Consider the following 2,810-nt stretch of genomic DNA (forward strand, 5'->3'; position numbering starts at 1 on the left):
AACTGACCTGCTGTCAGACCACACTGATATTCAAGCATGTATGGCGGCATGATCATCTCATAGCCATCAGCCAGATGTGTATCAATAAAGTAGTTCAGTAATGCCCATTCAAGACGTGCGCCCATGCCTTTGTAAATCCAGAAACCGTTGCCGGCCAGCTTAACACCGCGCTCATAATCAATCAGGCCAAGGTTTGTACAGAGATCCACATGGTTCTTTGGCTCAAAGTCAAACTTCTTCGGTTCGCCAAAATAACGCAGCGGTTCATTATTCTCCTTGCCGCCCGGTAAAAGATCATCATCCGGCATATTCGGCAGACAATATAAATCCTGCTGATACTCGTTCACAACATCTCTTAACTGTCCGTCCAGCGCGGAAATCTTGCCTTTGATCTCACCCATTTCCTTGAAAATTGCTGTTGTATCTTCACCAGCCTTCTTCAATGCAGGAATCCGTTTGCTTACTTTATTCTGTTCAGCCTTCAGCGCTTCTGTCTGCTGAAGGAGTGTTCTTCTCTGTTCATCTAACTCGAGAATACGGTCGATCAATTCGTCACAATCTACCTCTTTTGCCTTCAAACCGGCTTTGATCTTATCCGGATTCTCTCTGATTAATTTAATATCAAGCATCTTTGTCACCTCATCATCACTGCCCGCCCAGGGGCGGATCCATTCATTCTTATCGAGCATTAATTATACCATTGTAAAAATACTTTTTCAATACTTCTGCCTGCCCTTTCTTTATCAGCATACTCTTTTTCATGAACGCATATACTATAAACATGGCATTTTACTCCGCGTTATTTCAAATTCTGCTTTTGAAAGGAAATATAACCATGACTGATTTTTTATATCCTGATATTTTGAATGAACAACTGACCTATGCCAGACAGGCACGTGCCGCATGGCTTTGGACCAATGTTGCCGAACGAAGCCGGATTTTTCTGCAAGTTCTGGATACCCTTCAGCCCATCTGCGCATCCCTTGCCCGTGACAGCGTCCAAGAGACGGGCTACGGTATTTTTGAGGACAGGATGCTCATGATCACACGCCTGCTTCGTGACCTCCGTTCCTGCTGCCTTCAAACAGAATCTCCCTTTTCAGAACGTCTTTCCTGCACGGACACACACACCCAAATCCAGCCCTCCGGCACTTTGCTTGGCATACCATCATCCATACATCCGGTCACTGAAACCCTCTTTGCCGCTGCTATTGCCATTCAAACAGGAAATCCGCTCATTTTTTTCTTTTCTGACAGTGCATTTCAGATATCAGCCCGAACAGCCTCCCTGGTCCGTGATGCTGCAATTGCTGCCGGTGCACCTGACAACTGCATTCAATGGCTGGAAATTGCTGATGACAACCTGCTTGAAAAATGCAATCACTGTCCCGACATCAGCGGCCTTATTCTTTCCGGACTTTCCGCCAATATCCGCAAAGTATTTTCTGCTTTTTCAGCGGAATGTATCCTTTCCTTTCCACAGCCTGCTTTCTGCTATATCCACTACAGTGCTGATCCGACACTTGCTGCAGGGCAGATTGTTTTATCCAAAACCTTTGACAACGGAATGTGCTTGAACGGTGAGCAGATAATCTGTGCCGATGCTGTGATCCTGCCGCCGCTGAAAGATGCCCTGCGCCGCACCGGCGGTTATTTTGCATCCCCGGAAGAAATTGTCCGCCTCACTGCGATTCTTGCCAACCTTTCGGACAATACAGTTAATCCTTCTGTTATCGGACAATCTGCGCAGGCACTGGCTGATCTGGCCGGTATTGTCATTCCTGAAGTCACCCGCCTCATTATTCTTGAAATCGAACCGGATAATGCTTCCCACCCACTTCTTCTGCCCTTTTTGTGCCCGGTTCTTGTACTAATATCGGTGAATGATTATGAACAGGCAGCCGACAAAATTCGTCTTTTATCCACAAAAAGTGCATCTTTTTCCACTGACTTCCCTTTTTCCGACACCCGCCCCCTGCCGACACATCATTATCTTGCGCTTTATGCCGCCGACAATGCACCGATTTCATTTTTATCCTATGCACTTCCGGATTTTTCCATAATTGAAAATGCTCCGGCTGCTTCTGTATCCATGATCCAGCAATATATGGATATCTATGGCCATCTTCTTCCTTCTTCAGCCATTCCTCAGCTTTTTTCCATCCGCCGCTGCCATTCGACAATGATCGAAACCGCCCGCTGCTTTTCTTTTCCTGCAGAAATTTATTATGGACAAAATCCCCTTGAACAACTGAAACTTTATGAACATGAAGACCATCTTCTCTTTCTGCAGTGTCCTGCATTTTCAGAATCTGCCGTTCAGACTGTCATAAAAAGGATACAGCAAAAATACCCCTTTATTCAGTATGAATGCCTAAAGCTTGCGCCCGATGATTCACAGATCACCGACTTTCTCTGCCAGCACTCGCTTTTTCCTGAACTGCCTGCTGCACCGGATTGTCTCATTGTCATCGGTGACAGCACCGCTGTCCATATTGCCAAAATGCTCATGACCCGTTATCAGCAATCCGCAAGTTCTTCCCTCCCACGCCTGATCATCATGACTTCGGATGCCGGATGCCATGCGGCGCTTCTGCCTTTTTATCCACACTATGACAGCTGCAGCAACCGATTGACAGATATGTCCTGCCGGCTTTCCTATTTTACATTGATTGCTGACAGCCATTTTTCCTTTTTTCGAAGCCACAAACATCTGATCAGTACCTGCATGGCTGCTATGGCCGATGCTTTTGATTCTCTCTTATTCGTCGGCGGAGATGATATTTCCGATGCTATGGCTTTCCGTTCCA

The 2,810-nt window shown here is 46.3% G+C and carries 2 protein-coding genes; one reads left to right on the plus strand and one right to left on the minus strand.

Features of this window, described 5'->3' with window-relative positions:
* Positions 1-689 (minus strand): serine--tRNA ligase (locus WMO25_RS16950; protein ID WP_494337446.1); only part of this gene is annotated, 689 nt, incomplete at its 3' end.
* 146 nt (positions 690-835) lie between these two features.
* Here WMO25_RS16950 and WMO25_RS16955 point away from each other — a divergent pair.
* Positions 836-2,810 (plus strand): aldehyde dehydrogenase family protein (locus WMO25_RS16955; RefSeq protein WP_349086344.1); only part of this gene is annotated, 1,975 nt, incomplete at its 3' end.

It is taken from the genome of Coprococcus intestinihominis (genome assembly GCF_040096555.1).
In the GTDB taxonomy this organism is placed as follows: Bacteria; Bacillota; Clostridia; order Lachnospirales; family Lachnospiraceae; genus Coprococcus_A; species Coprococcus_A intestinihominis.